The organism is Vibrio sp. OPT46, assembly GCF_015163535.1.
GTDB classification, from domain to species: domain Bacteria; phylum Pseudomonadota; class Gammaproteobacteria; order Enterobacterales; family Vibrionaceae; genus Vibrio; species Vibrio alginolyticus.
Window position 1 is genome coordinate 25,104 of the sequence record NZ_JADDYG010000264.1, and the last position, 270, is coordinate 25,373.

The window sequence follows — 270 nt, forward strand, 5'->3', positions numbered from 1 at the left end:
AACACCAGAGGCATCTGGTAACGCACTTAGCTCGACCAATTTGCCCGTAGATTTAGACCATATACCATAACAACTGCCCGGAGGCGAAGTGGCTAAGATCCATTCATCGGTTGCTGCAATACTCGCAACGTAGTGATTGAAACGCGCCCACTCTTCAGGCTCAGCTTGAAGATCTTGCATTTCACCACCACGCGTGTGCATGGCGATCAAAGCTGGATACTCGTCCGGCTCACCACGATATTGCTGACCACAAAGCACGGTTTCCGCACC

Annotated in this window: 1 protein-coding gene; it reads right to left on the reverse strand. The window is 51.5% G+C overall.

Annotation, left to right across the window (positions count from 1 at the left end; all coding sequences use genetic code 11):
* Window positions 1-270 (reverse strand): DUF1513 domain-containing protein (locus IQR33_RS32915; RefSeq protein ID WP_228013871.1); only part of this gene is annotated, 270 nt, incomplete at both ends.